This is a genomic window from Aeoliella sp. (assembly GCF_965227375.1).
Classification (GTDB): Bacteria; Planctomycetota; Planctomycetia; order Pirellulales; family Lacipirellulaceae; genus Aeoliella.
Genome location: NZ_CBDDFX010000002.1, coordinates 376,264 through 391,614 on the forward strand (window position 1 = coordinate 376,264; position 15,351 = coordinate 391,614).

At 59.6% G+C, this 15,351-nt stretch carries 15 protein-coding genes; 6 read left to right on the forward strand and 9 right to left on the reverse strand.

Going from position 1 to position 15,351, the window contains the following annotated elements:
- The first annotated feature begins 18 nt into the window (after window positions 1-18).
- The gene (locus ACQK2L_RS14615) at window positions 19-645 is read left to right on the forward strand and encodes a histidine phosphatase family protein (RefSeq protein ID WP_425397763.1); all 627 of its coding nucleotides are present in this window, start codon (window positions 19-21) and stop codon (window positions 643-645) included.
- Here the strand turns inward: ACQK2L_RS14615 and ACQK2L_RS14620 are convergent.
- Window positions 617-1,756 (reverse strand): hypothetical protein, encoded by a 1,140-nt coding sequence (locus tag ACQK2L_RS14620; protein ID WP_425397764.1) that lies wholly within the window; start codon window positions 1,754-1,756, stop codon window positions 617-619. The genes ACQK2L_RS14615 and ACQK2L_RS14620 overlap by 29 nt on opposite strands.
- Window positions 1,757-1,967: 211 nt before the next feature.
- Between ACQK2L_RS14620 and ACQK2L_RS14625 the strand changes: the two genes are divergently transcribed.
- The 3 genes from ACQK2L_RS14625 to ACQK2L_RS14635 all read left to right on the forward strand — a co-directional run bounded on the left by ACQK2L_RS14625 (window position 1,968) and on the right by ACQK2L_RS14635 (window position 5,711).
- Complete coding sequence (locus ACQK2L_RS14625; protein WP_425397765.1) at window positions 1,968-3,416, forward strand: hypothetical protein; 1,449 nt, start codon at window positions 1,968-1,970, stop codon at window positions 3,414-3,416.
- 371 nt (window positions 3,417-3,787) lie between these two features.
- Complete coding sequence (locus tag ACQK2L_RS14630; RefSeq protein ID WP_425397766.1) at window positions 3,788-4,327, forward strand: hypothetical protein; 540 nt, start codon at window positions 3,788-3,790, stop codon at window positions 4,325-4,327.
- A gap of 70 nt (window positions 4,328-4,397) precedes the next feature.
- The gene (locus tag ACQK2L_RS14635) at window positions 4,398-5,711 is read left to right on the forward strand and encodes a hypothetical protein (RefSeq protein WP_425397767.1); all 1,314 of its coding nucleotides are present in this window, start codon (window positions 4,398-4,400) and stop codon (window positions 5,709-5,711) included.
- Between the two features lie 497 nt (window positions 5,712-6,208).
- On the opposite strand, the gene ACQK2L_RS14640 is transcribed toward ACQK2L_RS14635, so the two are convergent.
- The gene (locus tag ACQK2L_RS14640) at window positions 6,209-7,738 is read right to left on the reverse strand and encodes a hypothetical protein (RefSeq protein ID WP_425397768.1); all 1,530 of its coding nucleotides are present in this window, start codon (window positions 7,736-7,738) and stop codon (window positions 6,209-6,211) included.
- Between ACQK2L_RS14640 and ACQK2L_RS14645 the strand changes: the two genes are divergently transcribed.
- On the forward strand, window positions 7,725-7,889 hold the full coding sequence (locus tag ACQK2L_RS14645) for a hypothetical protein (protein WP_425397769.1): 165 nt from the start codon (window positions 7,725-7,727) through the stop codon (window positions 7,887-7,889). The genes ACQK2L_RS14640 and ACQK2L_RS14645 overlap by 14 nt on opposite strands.
- Before the next feature lie 330 nt (window positions 7,890-8,219).
- On the opposite strand, the gene ACQK2L_RS14650 is transcribed toward ACQK2L_RS14645, so the two are convergent.
- The gene (locus ACQK2L_RS14650) at window positions 8,220-9,674 is read right to left on the reverse strand and encodes a sulfatase family protein (protein WP_425397770.1); all 1,455 of its coding nucleotides are present in this window, start codon (window positions 9,672-9,674) and stop codon (window positions 8,220-8,222) included.
- 260 nt (window positions 9,675-9,934) lie between these two features.
- On the opposite strand from ACQK2L_RS14650, the gene ACQK2L_RS14655 reads away from it, so the two are divergent.
- Entirely contained in the window at window positions 9,935-10,111 is a 177-nt protein-coding gene (locus ACQK2L_RS14655) for a YqaE/Pmp3 family membrane protein (protein WP_425397771.1), read from the forward strand.
- Window positions 10,112-10,239: 128 nt separating this feature from the next.
- Here ACQK2L_RS14655 and ACQK2L_RS14660 read toward each other — a convergent pair whose 3' ends face one another.
- The 6 genes from ACQK2L_RS14660 to ACQK2L_RS14685 form a co-directional block, all read right to left on the reverse strand.
- Window positions 10,240-11,007 (reverse strand): hypothetical protein, encoded by a 768-nt coding sequence (locus tag ACQK2L_RS14660; protein WP_425397772.1) that lies wholly within the window; start codon window positions 11,005-11,007, stop codon window positions 10,240-10,242.
- Window positions 11,008-11,331: 324 nt separating this feature from the next.
- Window positions 11,332-12,087, reverse strand: a complete 756-nt coding sequence (gene truA / locus ACQK2L_RS14665) for a tRNA pseudouridine(38-40) synthase TruA (protein WP_425397773.1) — start codon at window positions 12,085-12,087, stop codon at window positions 11,332-11,334.
- 134 nt (window positions 12,088-12,221) lie between these two features.
- A complete protein-coding gene (locus ACQK2L_RS14670) occupies window positions 12,222-13,235 on the reverse strand; it encodes an aspartate-semialdehyde dehydrogenase (protein ID WP_425397774.1) in 1,014 nt (337 codons plus the stop codon).
- A 210-nt stretch (window positions 13,236-13,445) separates the two neighbouring features.
- Complete coding sequence (locus ACQK2L_RS14675) at window positions 13,446-13,913, reverse strand: hypothetical protein (RefSeq protein WP_425397775.1); 468 nt, start codon at window positions 13,911-13,913, stop codon at window positions 13,446-13,448.
- Between the two features lie 7 nt (window positions 13,914-13,920).
- Window positions 13,921-14,574 (reverse strand): alpha/beta fold hydrolase, encoded by a 654-nt coding sequence (locus tag ACQK2L_RS14680; protein WP_425397776.1) that lies wholly within the window; start codon window positions 14,572-14,574, stop codon window positions 13,921-13,923.
- A 9-nt stretch (window positions 14,575-14,583) separates the two neighbouring features.
- Window positions 14,584-15,189 carry a hypothetical protein gene (locus ACQK2L_RS14685; RefSeq protein WP_425397777.1) on the reverse strand — a complete coding sequence of 202 codons (606 nt, stop codon included), beginning with the start codon at window positions 15,187-15,189 and terminating at the stop codon, window positions 14,584-14,586.
- Window positions 15,190-15,351: the final 162 nt, after the last annotated feature.

Here is a 15,351-nt window from a genome sequence, read left to right on the forward strand (position 1 = left end):
GCCCCACATCGACTGACTATGCCCAACGACTGCTTGATCTACCTGGTGCGCCACGGAGCCACGGCTCACAACCTGCTGAATCCGCCGCGGATGCAGGGTCGCCACATCGATGAGCCGCTCACCGAGTCGGGCATGGCGCAGGCCGCGCAGGTGGGTGCGGCGCTGGCCGCGAAGACTATTGCTGCGGTCTACTCCAGCCCACTCCGCCGCTCCATGCAAACCGCCGAAGCAGTCGCCAAACACCACGATCTGCCGGTGACCGCGGTCGAGGGGCTCGCCGAGGCGGACGTCGGTCAGTGGGAAGATCGCTCGTGGGTCGACATCGAAGCTAACGATAACGCGGCCTACCTGGCGTTTCGCGAGGATCCCGTCGCGAATGGTTACCCCGGCGGTGAAAACCTGCGGCAGGTAACCGACCGCGTCGTAGACGCCATGAACACTCTGGCGGCCGACCACCTGGGGCAGCACATCGTGGTGTCGGCGCACAGCGTTGTGAATCGCTTGTACTTGGGCGAATTGCTATGCGTGCCGATCGCGCTGCGACGCCGACTCCCGCAGGACAACTGCAATCTGAATATCATTCGTTGGCGGACGCACAAGCAGAGCGTGGTCACGGTCAATGCCTTGAATCATCTGTCCCGCTAGCCATGCGCCGCTGTTGCTGTGCCACCTGCACTGCCTCGCGTTGCTCTATCCGTTCGGCGTAGTGGTCGGTCACGTCGTGTGGCTCCTCGGGTGGCTCGTAGAGGAACTTGAACGTGGCGATCTCCTGGTCGAACACCACGTCGTGCAACTGCAGTCGGGCCAGTGGCTGGCGGCTCAGTTGGAACAGTTCCAACGGCTCGAGCTGATCGCCGGCCAGCGGATCGTCGATCGAACGAAACTCGATGAGGTAGGGAAACAGGTCGTTCTTTCCCAACAGCACCATGACGTTGATCGGCAACCGACTGGGCAGCGGGCCTTTCGCCATCCGCTCTCTCAGTCGGTCGCGCAGCATTTCCGAACTGATGTCCTCGGCCGACACGTCAGACAAGTCGGTCAGCACTCCGGCAAGCGACTCGGCGCGCCACCGACCAATGAGTCCCAACACCGGTTGCGAGCCCAAGCCAAGGCTTTCCGGTGCGCGGAACGCACCTGGCGCGGTGAACTCGAAGTGCGTACGTAGCGACTCCAGCAGCATCGGCAAACCGCCGAAACTGGCCGTGAGTTGTGGCGAGATGGGCATCGAGCCAAGGTCGCCCGGCGATTCATCGCCAAACGCCTGCCGGCCGCGGCGACGCAATCTCCATAGGTCGACCTTCTCGATTCGCTGGCCGCCGGCGGTTTGCCGATCTATCAACAAGTCGTTGTCGTACACGATTTGCAGCAGCGACGCCCGCACTCCGTCATGCTGGCTCTCGAGCTTCCAGCGGACTTTCCTCTGATTGCCGCGGTCCCGCTGCAAGTACTCGCCACGCCCATCGATCCGCAGCCCTTGCACATGGGCTTCGTGCAACAGACGGGCCTCGACGCTGTACCGCTGCTCGAGTCGGGCGATGGCCGATAGCAGTTGCTGGTCGCCGTTCGGGTCGACCTTCACGTTGGCCGCCAGCACCCGGCGCAAGTTGGCTTGCTGCCGCTGATCGACCTCCTGCTCCTTGGCCTGAGCCGACTCGGCGCGCGATCGCTGGATGGTGGGCTTGGCCACCATGTAAACCGCAGCCGCTGCGCCCAGCACGATAATCAGCGTTGTTAAATGGCGTAATATAAGCTTCATGCGCCGGTTTTGTCGGTTTTGCCAAAGATTCAGGTCGTAGGGGACCGACTTCATACTCCCAGAGGCGTGCTCTGTCTGTCGTCAACGGGCGTCAGGCAGACCGCCAAATGAGGGTCGCGGATTCTAGCCCAGTGGCTGGAACAGCGTCCACCGCACTTCGCGACCGGTGCTAGCAGGTGTGCCGGCGAGATCATTCCCAAGGGGGGACACAATGCGTTTAACACAATGGTTGCCTTGCTGTGTGCTGGCAGCCGCACTGACCACCATCGGATGTACCGGCGCCAGAATGGCCCACAACATACCTCCAGCTCAACAGCTCATGGAACCAGGCCCCGGTGTCGGCGGTCCTGGTCCCGGCGTGATTCCAGTACCCGGCCAAATGGGTATGGGTGGCATGGGCATGGGCGGCATGGCTGGCGATATGGGCTACATGGCCGGCGGACCACCTAGCCAACCTTCCAACATTCAACAGGTTCAGTACTGCGAAGACGGGGGCTGCTACGGCGGAGGTTGTATGCCCGGCGCAGGAATGCCCGGCATGCCCGCCACGTCGCAGATTTCGTTCCTCGGCGAGCAACCACTGCAGATCAACTGGGACGTCAGCGGCCAAGGCTGCTTCGACTCGGCCTCGCTGTTCGTGCCTGGCAAGCAGGACTTCTACCAGGGAGCGATCTATCGCTTGAAGGTCTCGAACCTGCCTGGTCGCGAAACGGTGGTGCTGTATCCCACGCTGGAAGTGGCTCCGGTCACTCCCCGCACCGATGCTTACCTGGCCCACGCGCCGATCCCTGTGCAGTTCACCGAAGAGGACTTCGATCAGGTCCTCAGTGGCAACTTTGTCACCAAGGTGATCTACCTGCCGGATCCCGAGTTCACCGAAGTCGCCCTCGCTGGAGTGGAGACCCTGGTGAGCACGCGACTCGATCCCGGCGTCGATCCGATTGCCGAGGCGGACCGCCGTGGTTCGATCCTGGCCATCCTGCGTATGGGTAACAAGGACCTCAGCCGCTCGGCCGGCGGCATGTGTGCCGGTGGCGGTGGCGTGATGCCTGCTCAGTACAGCGAAGGCGAATTTGAAGTCGGACCCGAGCACGTCCCCGCTCCTGCGGACGGACAGTACATGGGCGAAGGATACGTCGACGGCTACGCCGAAGGTGGCTGCCCCGATGGCGGTTGCTACGGCGGAGGCTGCTACGGTGGCGCTGGCGGCTACTACGGTGCTGGCGGCGGCATGGGCCAGATGCCCATGGGTGCTCCCACCGCAGGCATGATGCCTCAGGGGGGAATTCCTCCGCACATGGTAGCCAACATGGCGCCCGCCTACGGCATGCCGATCACCGGCACTCCGATTGGTCTGCCCGGTCCGCCCCACATTCCGCTGGGCGTGCCTGCTGGCCTGAAGAAGCATAGCATGCGTAACCGCACTCGCGTCGTGCTGCCGGATCCGGTGCACGAGATGAAGGTGACCGTCAAGCAGCGTCCGGGCATGAACTACCCGGCTCCGGTCGACCACGTTCGCATCGACGAAGTGAACCGTGCTCCGAAGCAGCTGTTCGGCGGAACCGTGCCTGGCTTGATTCCTTCGGCTTTGAACAAGTCGTGGAACCACCTGAAGTCGGGTGCTCATAACGCGGACTGCAATTGTGAGTACTGCCAGTAAGTAGCAAACGAGCCACCTGGCTCGATTAGTAAAGCGATAGCAGAAGGCGGTGAGTAGGTGAGTAAATGAGCAGGTAACCGAGCGACGCTCGCAGCCTATCTGCTTGCCTACTTGCCTACTCACCGCCACTTTAGAACCCTTTCCGTACATACAACGTAAGTACAGTGACGCATTCAACAACAACGGTCCGCCGCCTCAGACGCCTTGCATCCGTGCAAGCGATGGTTGCTGGCAGACTGGGTTTGGTTGTTCTGTCATGCATGTTGGTTGCCTCCCACGCTGCGGCCCAAACCCCAGCACGGCATCCTTTGCACGCAGGCGCCATGCCACCGGGAGCGATTGGAAGTCAGCGACTTCTGAGGGGTGGACCGTTGTTGGGTTATACGCAGCCCACCGCAATCCGCGTTCCAGCGGGTGTCGAGGTGGGTTATGCACAGGGCGGGCAGTTCACGCAGCCCGAAAGCGGCGATGTGCTGCTCGGCCTGCAAGTCGGCAGCGTCTATCGGCTGCGGGTGACTAATGTGTTCGATCGTCCCGGCGTCGAGATCTTCCCGACCGTCGAGTTGATCGACCGCCTGTACCCGCCACCCGGCGCGGCGCTCAAGTTCCCCGTGCCGATCGACATCACGGCCGAGGACCTCGAACTCGCCGCTCAAGGCATGTACGTCACGCGCGTGATCTACGTCGAGGACCCCAACCAGGCGCTGCCCGTCGACGAAGTCGACGGCAAGACCACCTGGTACGAGGCACGCCCCGAGGAAGATCCGCTGGAAGTTGCCGACGCCGCGGGCCGGCCGATCGCCATCCTGCGAATCGGTGGCCGCGATATCTCGCAAGCCGCTGGGCAAGGTTTCGCTACCTATGGTTGTCCTCCGATTGTCGAGTACGGTCGCAAACATAGCGCCGAGTAAATCCACGGGCGCCGGCGCCGCCACGAAGCGTGCGCCGAGTCGCCGACCTTTTCCAAGCTGTTCGAACATCATGACGACCACAAGCGCGCAACACGTTGAGTTCTTTCCGCGTTGGTTCCGCGCGCTGGTGATCGTGCTGGCGGTCATCGCTTTGTGCGCTTGCCAAAGCACGTCGCCGCTCACGCCGCATACCGGCATCGGCGGTTACTCCCAAGCGGGAAGCGACGGCTCCTTGAGCCAGGCCCCGGTACCACAGCCACCCCCCTACCCTGTTCAGCAAGCTCAATACGCTTCGCAGGAGTGGCTCGACAGGGTGCCCACCCAGCCTTATCACGGCGAGGTAGCTCCTTGTAGTTGCCACGGTTGCCAAGGCGCGCCGTGCGACTCTGGCGCGTGTGGCCCGATGACCGGTTGCGATCCCATGACGGGTTGCGATCCTTCCTTTCAATGTGGTTGTCAAAGTTGTTCAGTCGTCGGACCGTCCGACGAGTACCTCTGCGACGGTGGCGACTTCCACACGCCCGCCGGTGTTGGTTACGACTGGCGACTGCATGGTGTCGAGCAGGAAGACACCATCACCCACTACGACACCAAAGACGGTCGCGTGATCGTCAAACCAAGTAACCGCGTCTGCATCTATGCTCCTCGCTTCGGCGCGGTCCGCCGTGTGGACACGCTCACGGTGAACCATCACCGCGTTGGCCCCGGTGGCATCATCGACGAGATGGGCCTGGCGGCTGCCAATCGCACCGATCAGGTCACCACCGCGGTCGAGCAGAAAAGCCCGCTCGCCAGCCTCGGCGACCAACCGCCTAACTTGTTCCGCGCGCGCGTCCAAGCCGGCGGCATCAAAGCTCGTCTCGCGGCCGCCGACCTCGAAGGCATCCTCGCCCCGCAGCTCAACCTGCAAGTGGTCAAGCTCGGCATCATCGACAACGGCGAAAAGCCTCGCTTGGCCAAGGCCATCGTCTCGGCTTACACCTGGGCGTCCGACGTGTCGGCCCAAGTGGTCGTCGACGGCAAGCAGGTCCACCAACAAATCGGACGCACCCAAGCAGGCGAGATCTTCGGTCTCGAAGAACCCGATTCACCACGCATCCGCTTGATCAAACTCGCTTCGACCGGTGCCGCGGAGCTCGGCGAAGAGGTCGAGTTCGCCCTGCGATTCGACAACGTCGGCGACCAGCCCATCGGCAACGTCACCATCGTCGACAACCTGGCGACCCGCCTGGAGTACGTCGAGGACTCCGCCAAGTCGACCCTCGACTCCGACTTCACCACCGAACCGAACGAAGGCGGCTCGCTCCTCTTGCGGTGGGAAATCAAAGAGCCGCTCAACGTCGGCCAAGGCGGCGTACTCCGCTTCAAAGCCCGCGTGCGATAGTGCGATCTCCGCACCCCGCCGCGGTACCATCCAAAATGGCTCTATGGGTTTTGGACCAGGGGGTTTTGTCCCCCTATTCGATCCATTGGCCCAAAACCCCAACCGTTTTGGTCCTATCCGAGTGGTGAAACCACTTGTTTTCCAGGCCAAACCATTCGGGGGGGTGCGACAAAACCCTCCGCGTTGTTCCCCGCATGTTTTTCGGTGGGGCAAAACGATAGTAGCCGTTCGCTCCGCCGAACGAGCACGCTGGCGAGCCGGAAGCGTCAGCGCCCGGAGCATACCCGCGAAGGGCAAGCCAATGGATCACCGATACTCACCTACTCACCTACTCATTCACCTATACATAATGCCACGCACCGCCATTAGATCAGCGCAGTGTAAGAATTCAACCGCGCTTTTCTGACAAATGGTCTGGCGTCCCGCCCGGCACCAACCCGGCTGTGAAGAACCACGAATTCTCTGCAACGACCGTACCGGTCCATCGCGACTTCCGCTCAGGCCACTGAACTGCAGCGGATACTACCGCGCCAACGTACGTAGCCCGCAACCAATGCCAGGGCATATAGAAGCACGCTGGTCGGCTCAGGCACTAGCGTCAGTGTCAAGGTGGCATCCGGTGAGAAGAAGTCATCGACCAAAGAGTTGGAGGCGAAAAGATCGAATTCAAAGTCGTTTCCATCGGCGAGCCGTCCGCTCAACCGCACGTTGCGGTCAGCAACCACCATTGGCACACCAAACTCAAGATCCACCTTCGTTCCATCAAGGTAGAACTCCGTGCCCGTGATGTTGATGTCGCTACCGGATAGGGCTTTGAAATCGTCACCAAATGTTCCCCCTGTGATATTTACCGTGCTACCGTAGCGAGCCTCGAACGACCGGCCTACACTTCCCCCTCCGATGTTCACTTCGCTGCCGATGTACGCGGTGAATGAGCTTAGCACCGTCCCCCCAAGGATGTTCACCGCTCCAAAGGCACTGAAGGAGTTTCCCACTGTTCCTCCGCCTACATTCACAGTACTGCCCTCCGAGGCGCGGAAGCCGCTGCCCACGCTCCCTCCGTCAATGTTGACCGTGCTGCCGAAGTTAGCTTCGGCGTAAATGCCCACGGTCGCATCCCGGATGTTGATCGTGCTATCCGAGTCCGCTCTCATGTAGTTTCCGACCGTCCCGCCATTGAGATTCACCAAACTGCCCGAATTGGCTGCAAAGTGATCCCCAATCGCGCCATTGGTCATATTCACTACGCTACGTGCGCTGGCGAAGAATCTGTCACCAATCGTTCCATTGTGAACACTTACTATCGTTCCTGCTATTTCTAACCTGGTTCCTACCGTTCCCCCCTCAAAGTTCATATTGGCATCGACCGCAGTGAAGTTGCGGTCGAGCATTCCACCATCATGCAACGATAGAGTTTGGCCTGCACGAAGTCTGTGAACGTTCGTGGCAGTCGATCCATCAATAAAGATTGGCGATGTGTCAATCGCGGGCAACGGCACCCGAGTGAGCGTTGCCGATTGGAGCATGTCGGAGTAATTTGTGTCCGAAATGAATGGCGTTACATCGGAGAAAAGAAACGATGCACCATCCATAAACGTACCAGTGAACACGTCTCCTGCTGCGAGTGTGATCACCGAATCTGCGAACGGCTCACCATTTAGCTGAAACTCGCCCCCAACTAGCTCTACGTTGCTGTTGATTTCGGCGTCAAAGTCGGAGCGAACCCTCCCACCGCTCATCTGAAGACTACTGCCGCCGTAGGCTCTAACGAGATCCGTGGCGCCGCCACTGATGCTAACAGTGCTGCCAAAGCGGGCGTTGATGCTCGCCACGGTCCCTTCGTTGATATCCACACGACTACCTGAAGTCGCGTCCAAACTGCCCAAAGTCCCGCCACTGACGTACACCATGCTGCCAGTATGCGCATCAAACGAATTACCAATGTTTCCGCCTCTTACATGGACCGTGCTGCCTGAGTTAGCACTAAAACTAAAGCCCACAGTGCCACCTTCGATGTCTACTATCACGTTCGTGCTCGAACCATCGGACAATCCCGCATCGAACCTGCGTCCAACTATTCCTCCTTCGCGCACGTTCAATGTGGTGTTCGACCCGATCGACTGGTCGTCCCCGATCACCATCGGTGGAGCGTCAATGATTCCCGGCGGGAGTGTCTGAGCCGCACTTGGATGCGGCCCGATAATGGCAAAGAAAACAGTGGCGACAAAGGGTGCGAAGAAGTGACCCTGCAAGCGAGATTCGTACATGGAGCATTCTCTGGAGGCAGGAGCTTGGCCGATCAGCCGTTGCGAATCTGAACATTGCCGACCTAGCATTATACGTGAATCGAGAACGCGGCTACAAGTTGCTATTGCCAATCACCAAGGCAGCTGGACCAGAATCCATGCCCCACAGAATCTACACGATGCGCAACCAGAAGCCACAACACGCGTCGCGATCAATTCATCATGGTCACAATCGAGGCAATGACCTAGAGCGCTTTCAGCTTCATCGCCCACCCAACTCACTCATGCTCGGCCCCTGCCCCGCCACCAACTCATCACAACGCTCGCGCATCGCTGCCAGTGCCTCTCGTTGCACATCACTCTGCTGATCGGCCGAAGTCGATGCAATGTTAGCCAACTGGTCGGGGTCCTCCTCGAGGCTATGCAGAAACTCGAACGGCGGCTGGTCCGGTCCGTCGACGTAGTAGCGGGCGTAGCTCCATTCGGTGTCGCGAACACCCTCCCACCGCGGTATTGTCTTCGGCACGGCGAGGAACTCACACAGGAAATCAGTCCGCCAATCCGCTGGAGCTGTCCCCTGAATCAAAGGAACTAGACTGCGGCCCGAGTGGTTTGCGGGCGGAGCCTCGCCGGCCAAGTCGATCATGGTTGACGCGAGATCGATGTTGAGCGCCATCTCACTGCAAACTTTGCCTCTTGCTTCCTCCGATAGGCGTGGGTCGTACACCACCAGTGGGACGCGTAGCGACTCGTCATAGTGCGTCCATTTGCCTGCGAAGCCGCGATCGCCGAGGTAGTAACCGTTGTCGGCCGTGTAGATGATCACGGTGTTGTCCGCGAGTCCTTGCTTTTTGAGTTGCTCGACAAGCCGTCCAACCACGTGGTCGATGCCACTAATCATGCGGAAATAGGCCCGCATGTTAGTCTGGTATTTCTCCGGCGTGTCCCATCGCCAGAAGTAGCGCTGGCGGTTGATCGAGTCTTTCAGGAACTGCGGCTGCGATGCGTAGATCGCCGGATCGTTTAGCCGCGGTAGCGGCATCTGCTGATCCTCGTACATGCCGTCGGTAACCTTCGGCCAGGGGTAGTGACCAACGCCCGGGCGGCGGTCGCCATCTTCGGCGTGCGAAGCGTTAAAGCTGATCGTCAGGCAGAACGGCTGGTCGGTTGGCTGATCTTTGAGAAATTCAATGCCCCAATCGCCCAAGACCTGGGTTTCGTGTCGCTTGGTCCCATCGGGCTGTGGTTGGAAGTACGGATTGCGGCCCAGCCGTCGACGCACGTCGAACATGGCTCTCGCCGAGTCTTTGGCGATTGCGACGTGCTCTTTGCCCAAATGGCCGGTGCGATACCCGGCGGCTTTGAGCACCGCAAAGTACGAACTGGTGCAGAGTTCTGGGTCAAGCGGTCTTGGACGGACATTGTAAAGGTGCTTGCGTTCGTAACACCCGGTGAACAGACAAGCGCGGCTCGACCAGCAGGTCGATGTCGTGACAAACGCATTCTCGAACCGCACCCCGGCCACCGCCAGTTGATCGATGTTCGGAGTCTCTACAATTGGATGGCCCGCACAGCCGAGCGTGTGATTGCGCTGATCATCTGCAAACAGCAAGAGGATATTGGGGCGGGATTTGGACGCCAGTGCACTCTGCGTGGAAAGCATCGCGAACAGCGCGGTGAATGCTGCCAGAACAACGAGGACCGATAATGCTTTCACGGTTCCGTGGCTCCGCTGTTGAAGTAGAGTTTATCAGTACGGCATACTTGGCGATCAACCAACTCGCTTGCCATTGTACCCAATCGACGGGGAGTGGTGCCGCATTACGGTCCGGATTCCGGAGCGGAAGTTGCCTCGAGACCTGCCCCCGATGTAAGATACAGGCAGACACCCCGGCCAGTCAGGCTGTGTGGAGATTCTTATCGAGCGATGGCGCGCAGGCCGGGAACGACTCGTACTCCTGAAGGGAGGATGATGAGATGAAGGTCGTGAAGATTGTGTTGTCGATCTTTCTTCCGCCGGTGGCCGCCTTCATGCAGGTTGGCTTATCGACGCACTTCTGGATCAACATCGTGCTAACGCTCTTGGGCGGCATTCCCGGTGTTGTTCACGCGCTGTGGCTTGTGCTGGCGGACCGAACCGCTGCGTCCGCCTAGAGCGAGCAGAGCGCCTCGGGTCGCGAAAACAGGAACTGGCGGTGGGGTGCGCAGGCGCCGAGCCTAAGCGTACGTCACCTGCACCAGCACCAATCCATGCGCTGGCGCGTTCGGTCCGGCGGTTACGGCTAGTCCGATTTTGGTTTCCCTGCGATGCATATTCGCTGCACTTCGTCGATTGCTAAGAATATCTTTGCCCTTCCGAAGTCATGGGAGTATCGCGACTCTGCAGCCACATCGATATTTGTGTAGAGGTCAGTAAGCTCCTCTAATCTACCTTCACCCTCACGATATTCTTTAGCTGCATCAAGGTATGCATCTATCTCCTTGGAAATCACATCCCATTCATTCATCGCTTGGCTAATTAGCCCCTCATTCTCGCTTATCCTATCGCTAAACTCCTTTGCGTAAACAGCTCGGTCCTCTTCCCATGCTTTTAACTCTGCTCGGTTTTTCCAATCGTCAACAACGACATTCAAACCCAAGTCGGCACTGCTGCTCTGGTCAAACTCTTCCACGGTGGGACCAAGAATATCGTTTAGTTTCTGGTCGTAGGCCTTAGTAAGAAATGCTCTAGCCTCCCTTCCCGTTAATTCCACCACCAGATCATGCGCGGCGACTGGTCCTTTCTCGAAATCCTCGTCAGTGACTCGGTCCAGGTCGACTGACTTATTCCACTGGAGCAACTTTGAAGCACGTGTACGAAGCCTCTGAGCCCAAGCATCAAGTCGTTGCTGCTCCTGCTCGACAGCCGCAATTGCGGCCGGGAATGGATCAGGACCTGCAGGTGAATTAACAGGCCAACGCCAAGCAAGGACTGAAATAACTATCCCAATCAATGCAATGAGAATGCTCAAAGTGACATGCCGGCGAATCCAGCCAAAAAGGGCTTGCATGGTCACGCACCTCCCGTAAGTGTAGGAGCCCGCGCACTGAGCGATTCAGTGAACTGCAGCGACTCCGAAATAGCTTCAACAGGCCAACGTCGAGATCTAGATCGCAATGAAGTCACTCTAAACTTCCGCATTGCACTCCATCGGCAGATACGTGATTCTGGACCGGCTGAAGCTGGAACCCGCGACTCCAGCAACGAAAAGTATACAATGCTGGATACAGTGTAACCAGTAGTCGCCAGTATTGAAATCCGTGTACGACCTATGACACCATAGCGAAACGGAAGGAGAGATGACCTGAGATGTCGGACCTTTTAACCCGCTTTTTCAACAGCCGTACGTCACCCGCACCAGCACCAATCCATGCGCCGGGGCGTTCGGTCCGGCGGTTCGGCGATCGCGGCTGGCGAGCACTTCGCTGATCCACTGCGGCTCCCGCGCGCCGCGGCCTACCTCGACCAGCGTGCCGGCGATGCCGCGGACCATGTTGTAGAGGAAGCCATCGCCCTCGACGTCGATGTCGATCTTCTCTCCCTCCGCGCCCCCCTGCCCTACCTCGACGTGGGTAAGCGTGCGGACGGTGCTGCTCCGTTCCGAGCCGGTCGTCTCGAAGCAAGCGAAGTCGTGCCGGCCGACCATCAGGTCCGCCGCCGCCTGCATCGCACTCACATCGAGCGTCTGCGGCAAGTGCCAGCGGTAGCGGCGATCCATCAGCGGCCGTACGCGCGAGTTGTGAATCTGATAGCGGTACAGCTTCCTGAGCGCGTCATGCGTAGCGTGAAAACCGGCCGGCGCTGTTTCGACCTGCGTAACGACAACATCTTCCGGCAGCTTGGCATTCAGCGCCTGCACCAGCCGCTCGCACTCCAGCGCGGTGTTGGTCCGTAGTCCCACGACCTGCCCCAACGCGTGCACGCCAGCATCGGTGCGGCCACTGGCGGTGAGCGTGACTTCCTCGCCCGTGATCGCCTGCCACGCCTGCATCAACGTACTCTGCACGGTCGGCTGCGCGGGCTGAATCTGCCAGCCGGCGTAGGCAGTGCCATCGTAGGCAACGGTGAGCTTGAGCCAGCGCTCGGACATGGAAACCACCAGTGATCTTACACAGGGGTGGCTGGGGTCGAGTGCAACGAGCCCCCAGCATTCTCAGCTAGTCATTGCTCATTAACTGGGGGCTCGCGGAGCTCGTCCACAGCCACCCGAAGTTAAAGCTCCCACTAAACCGCCGCCGCGCTCTTCACCAACAACTCGGCGATCTGCACCGCGTTGGTGGCCGCGCCCTTGCGCAGGTTGTCGCTCACGCACCAGAAGGTGAGGCCGTTTTCGCACGAGAGGTCCTCGCGGATGCGGCCCACGAACGTGGCGTCGTCGCCGTCGCAATCCTTGGGCATCGGGTACTCGCCAGCATTTAGATTGTCGACCACCTTAATGCCTGGCGTGGCGGCGAACAGCTCGCGCGCTTCCGGCACGGTGATCTTGCGTTCGGTCTCGACCAGGATGCTCTCGCTGTGGCAATTGCTCACCGGCACGCGGACGCACGTGGGGCAGACCTTGATCGACTCGTCGCCAAAGATCTTTTGCGTCTCGTACACCATCTTCATTTCTTCCGACGTGTAACCAGCGTGCTTCTCCGAACCAATGTGCGGAATCAGGTTGAACGCGATGGAATGCGCGAACGCCTTGTTCTCCACCGGTTGGCCATCGAGATGCGCTCGGCTGCTGTCGACCAATTCTGCCTGGCCAGCCACACCAGCGCCGCTCGTGGCCTGGTAAGTGCTTACCACCACGCGCCGGATCTTGCCCGCGTCGTGCAGCGGCTTCATGGCCAGCACCATTTGCGTGGTCGAACAGTTGGGGCTGGCGATCACCCCTTGATGCGCGAGCGCCGCTTCGGGATTCACCTCGGGCACCACCAGCGGCACACTGGGGTCCATCCGCCAGTAACCACTCTCGTCGACCACCACGCAGTTGCGCTCCTTGGCCCACGGCACAAAGTCCTTGGCCACGGGGTCGGGCGTGCTGCCGATCGCCAGGTCGATGTCGTCGAACGCTTCGGGTTTGAGTTCCTTAACCGTGTGCGTCTCGCCTTTGAATTCGATCGTGCTTCCCGCCGATCGGGCGGAAGCCAGGAACGTGATCTTCTCGTACGGAAAATCTCGCTCGGTGAGCAGGCGACGAATGATCTGACCAACAGCGCCAGTGGCGCCCACAATGGCAATCGACTCGAACACGGAATGTCTCCCAGGAAAAAGCAAAAACGGCCCAGCCAGTCAGCCGCTGGACACTCCCCTCCCCCCATTGGTTCGCGGGAAAAAGGGAACCTCAAAGTATAGTGGGTTGGAGGCCATTGATCCAGCGGCGCACGGGGAACCGCGAGGGCTCAAACAGGTGGAAAATGTCTGAAAACCGGTCCACCTGCTCGCCGTTCGCGGCGTAGTGGTTTACTCGGCCTCGCTGGGAAGCTCGTTCTGTCCACTACGTTTCCATGCTCGTACGGCCAGCCCTAGGATCACCGCATCGGCAACGATTAGCACGACCACGACCACGGCAAATCCAAACCAATGGTAACACGCGGCGAGTACCGCCACGCAGGTGACCGCAATCAGTAGGTGCCGGGAACCGAACTGCGCACGCTCGCGGATAATGGCAGCGATGGTGACATAGCTGTAGAAGGCGGATCCTAGAGCAAAGAAGACCGCAAACGCTGGGCTGTTATTGTGCCAGCTTATAAACGCCATCGCAGCAAAGAAGACAGTGCCGGCAAGGTGGTAGTGCCATGTTAGAGAAACCATCGTTCCAGCCACTCGCTGCGTTGTCCTCTGAAACCGGAACCGCAGCAGGAGGGCGAGCACCAGCCCCAGCAACAGGCCAATCCCCATACAGAGTCCGAGTAGAGTCCAGTCGTTCATGCCACCCCTACGCTACTTGCTCAATGAACTCACGAATCGCCTCCGCCGTTTCTTCCGGATGCGAAACCGGTAACGCGTGACGGCCGCGATCGACGACCACATCCGCGTCGATGTAGCGAATGGGGAATGTCGTGTCGGCGGTGCCGTGAATCTGCAGCGTTGGTACATCGCAGACGTCGGTGGTCGGCTGCCAATTGATCACCGACGAAGCGGCCCAGCGATGCCAGGCGCCTTGTTCACCAGCGAACTGCCTCGCCTGCACGGTACCGCCAGTTCGGATCGATCGGGGTACCGAAGTGGCGAGCCGGCCAGCGGTGCTAAAAAGAGTGTTGCAGTTGCGAGTTCCCAGAGAACGCAACACGCGGGACCATCGTGGTAACTGGTGCGGGCCGCGAACGCTCGCAACGACAACGCACCCCTTGGCCGGCATCATGCCTGCGAGTTCCTGTGCCAATACTCCTCCAAATGACACACCAACCAGAAACGAGTTGGGCTCCAGTTGTACTGCAATCCGCCTTGCGTACTCAGTCAGCGTGCATCCTGGGCGCGGCATGGGGTAACGGACGATCGTGGCCTCCGGCAACAACGGTGCGATGCGAGCAAAGACCGGATAGTCCTTCGCCACGCCGGGCAGCAGATAGATTGTTGGCGATAGAGTCACTTCGCGGACCTAACTCTGTGGCGGCGATTTGGGCGTTCGAAACCGCCGCGAGTTGAGCAATGCTCTCGCCATGTTGCGAATCTTTTTGTTCTTTCCGTGCACTTGCAACCACTCCAGCTCTTCCCGCCCCACGTCGGGGTGCTCCACGATGTCGCGTTCCAGTGGCCCATCGGCCAGATGCTTCACATCCTCAAACACTGCACGCACCCCTTCGATCTCGATACGTCGGTACGCGACGTGGCGATTGTAGAACTTCTCCGATGCTCTGTCGAACAGATCTGCGTGTCTGGTTCGCAGTGTTAGGAGTTGATCGAGTGGCAGCCACCGGATCATCTCGAAGAGTCGGTTCTCAGTAAGATCGACATCATCCACGTTGTCATGCAGGCTCAAGAGTTCGTCGACCTCCGCGTCCGTAAACTCCGAGCGATTTCTGACGAAGTAGACAAAGGCGCCGTGCCGATAGTGCTCGCCATTGTGGTCGTCGGATTCGTGATAACGCTGCCACTGGCGACGCAGCAACTCCTCGTCAATCACGCCGGCGGCCATCCAGGCGTCGGTGTAGCCAATCTTGCGGGCGAACGCCTCCAGGTCGTCGGGTAGGTCCGAGAGTTGCATGAGCTGATTCTATCGTCAAACAGACTAGGAGTATCACCTTGCTGGTACAAAACTGTGCGCAAAACACATTTTGCAATCCCTGCAAGGAACGGTTAAGATAACGAGCACCTACGGCGGCCGCTGGTTCGCCTCCCACCTGGCTTCCTTCCTGCCAAAACAATG

Bases quoted from the DNA above. Each gene is read 5' to 3' on its own strand.
- ACQK2L_RS14615 (WP_425397763.1), top strand. From the start codon at position 19: ATGCCCAACGACTGCTTGATCTACCTGGTGCGCCACGGAGCCACGGCT.
- ACQK2L_RS14620 (WP_425397764.1), bottom strand. From the start codon at position 1,756: ATGAAGCTTATATTACGCCATTTAACAACGCTGATTATCGTGCTGGGC.
- ACQK2L_RS14625 (WP_425397765.1), top strand. From the start codon at position 1,968: ATGCGTTTAACACAATGGTTGCCTTGCTGTGTGCTGGCAGCCGCACTG.
- ACQK2L_RS14635 (WP_425397767.1), top strand. From the start codon at position 4,398: ATGACGACCACAAGCGCGCAACACGTTGAGTTCTTTCCGCGTTGGTTC.
- ACQK2L_RS14645 (WP_425397769.1), top strand. From the start codon at position 7,725: ATGTCTACTATCACGTTCGTGCTCGAACCATCGGACAATCCCGCATCG.
- ACQK2L_RS14655 (WP_425397771.1), top strand. From the start codon at position 9,935: ATGAAGGTCGTGAAGATTGTGTTGTCGATCTTTCTTCCGCCGGTGGCC.
- ACQK2L_RS14660 (WP_425397772.1), bottom strand. From the start codon at position 11,007: ATGCAAGCCCTTTTTGGCTGGATTCGCCGGCATGTCACTTTGAGCATT.
- truA (WP_425397773.1), bottom strand. From the start codon at position 12,087: ATGTCCGAGCGCTGGCTCAAGCTCACCGTTGCCTACGATGGCACTGCC.
- ACQK2L_RS14675 (WP_425397775.1), bottom strand. From the start codon at position 13,913: ATGAACGACTGGACTCTACTCGGACTCTGTATGGGGATTGGCCTGTTG.
- ACQK2L_RS14685 (WP_425397777.1), bottom strand. From the start codon at position 15,189: ATGCAACTCTCGGACCTACCCGACGACCTGGAGGCGTTCGCCCGCAAG.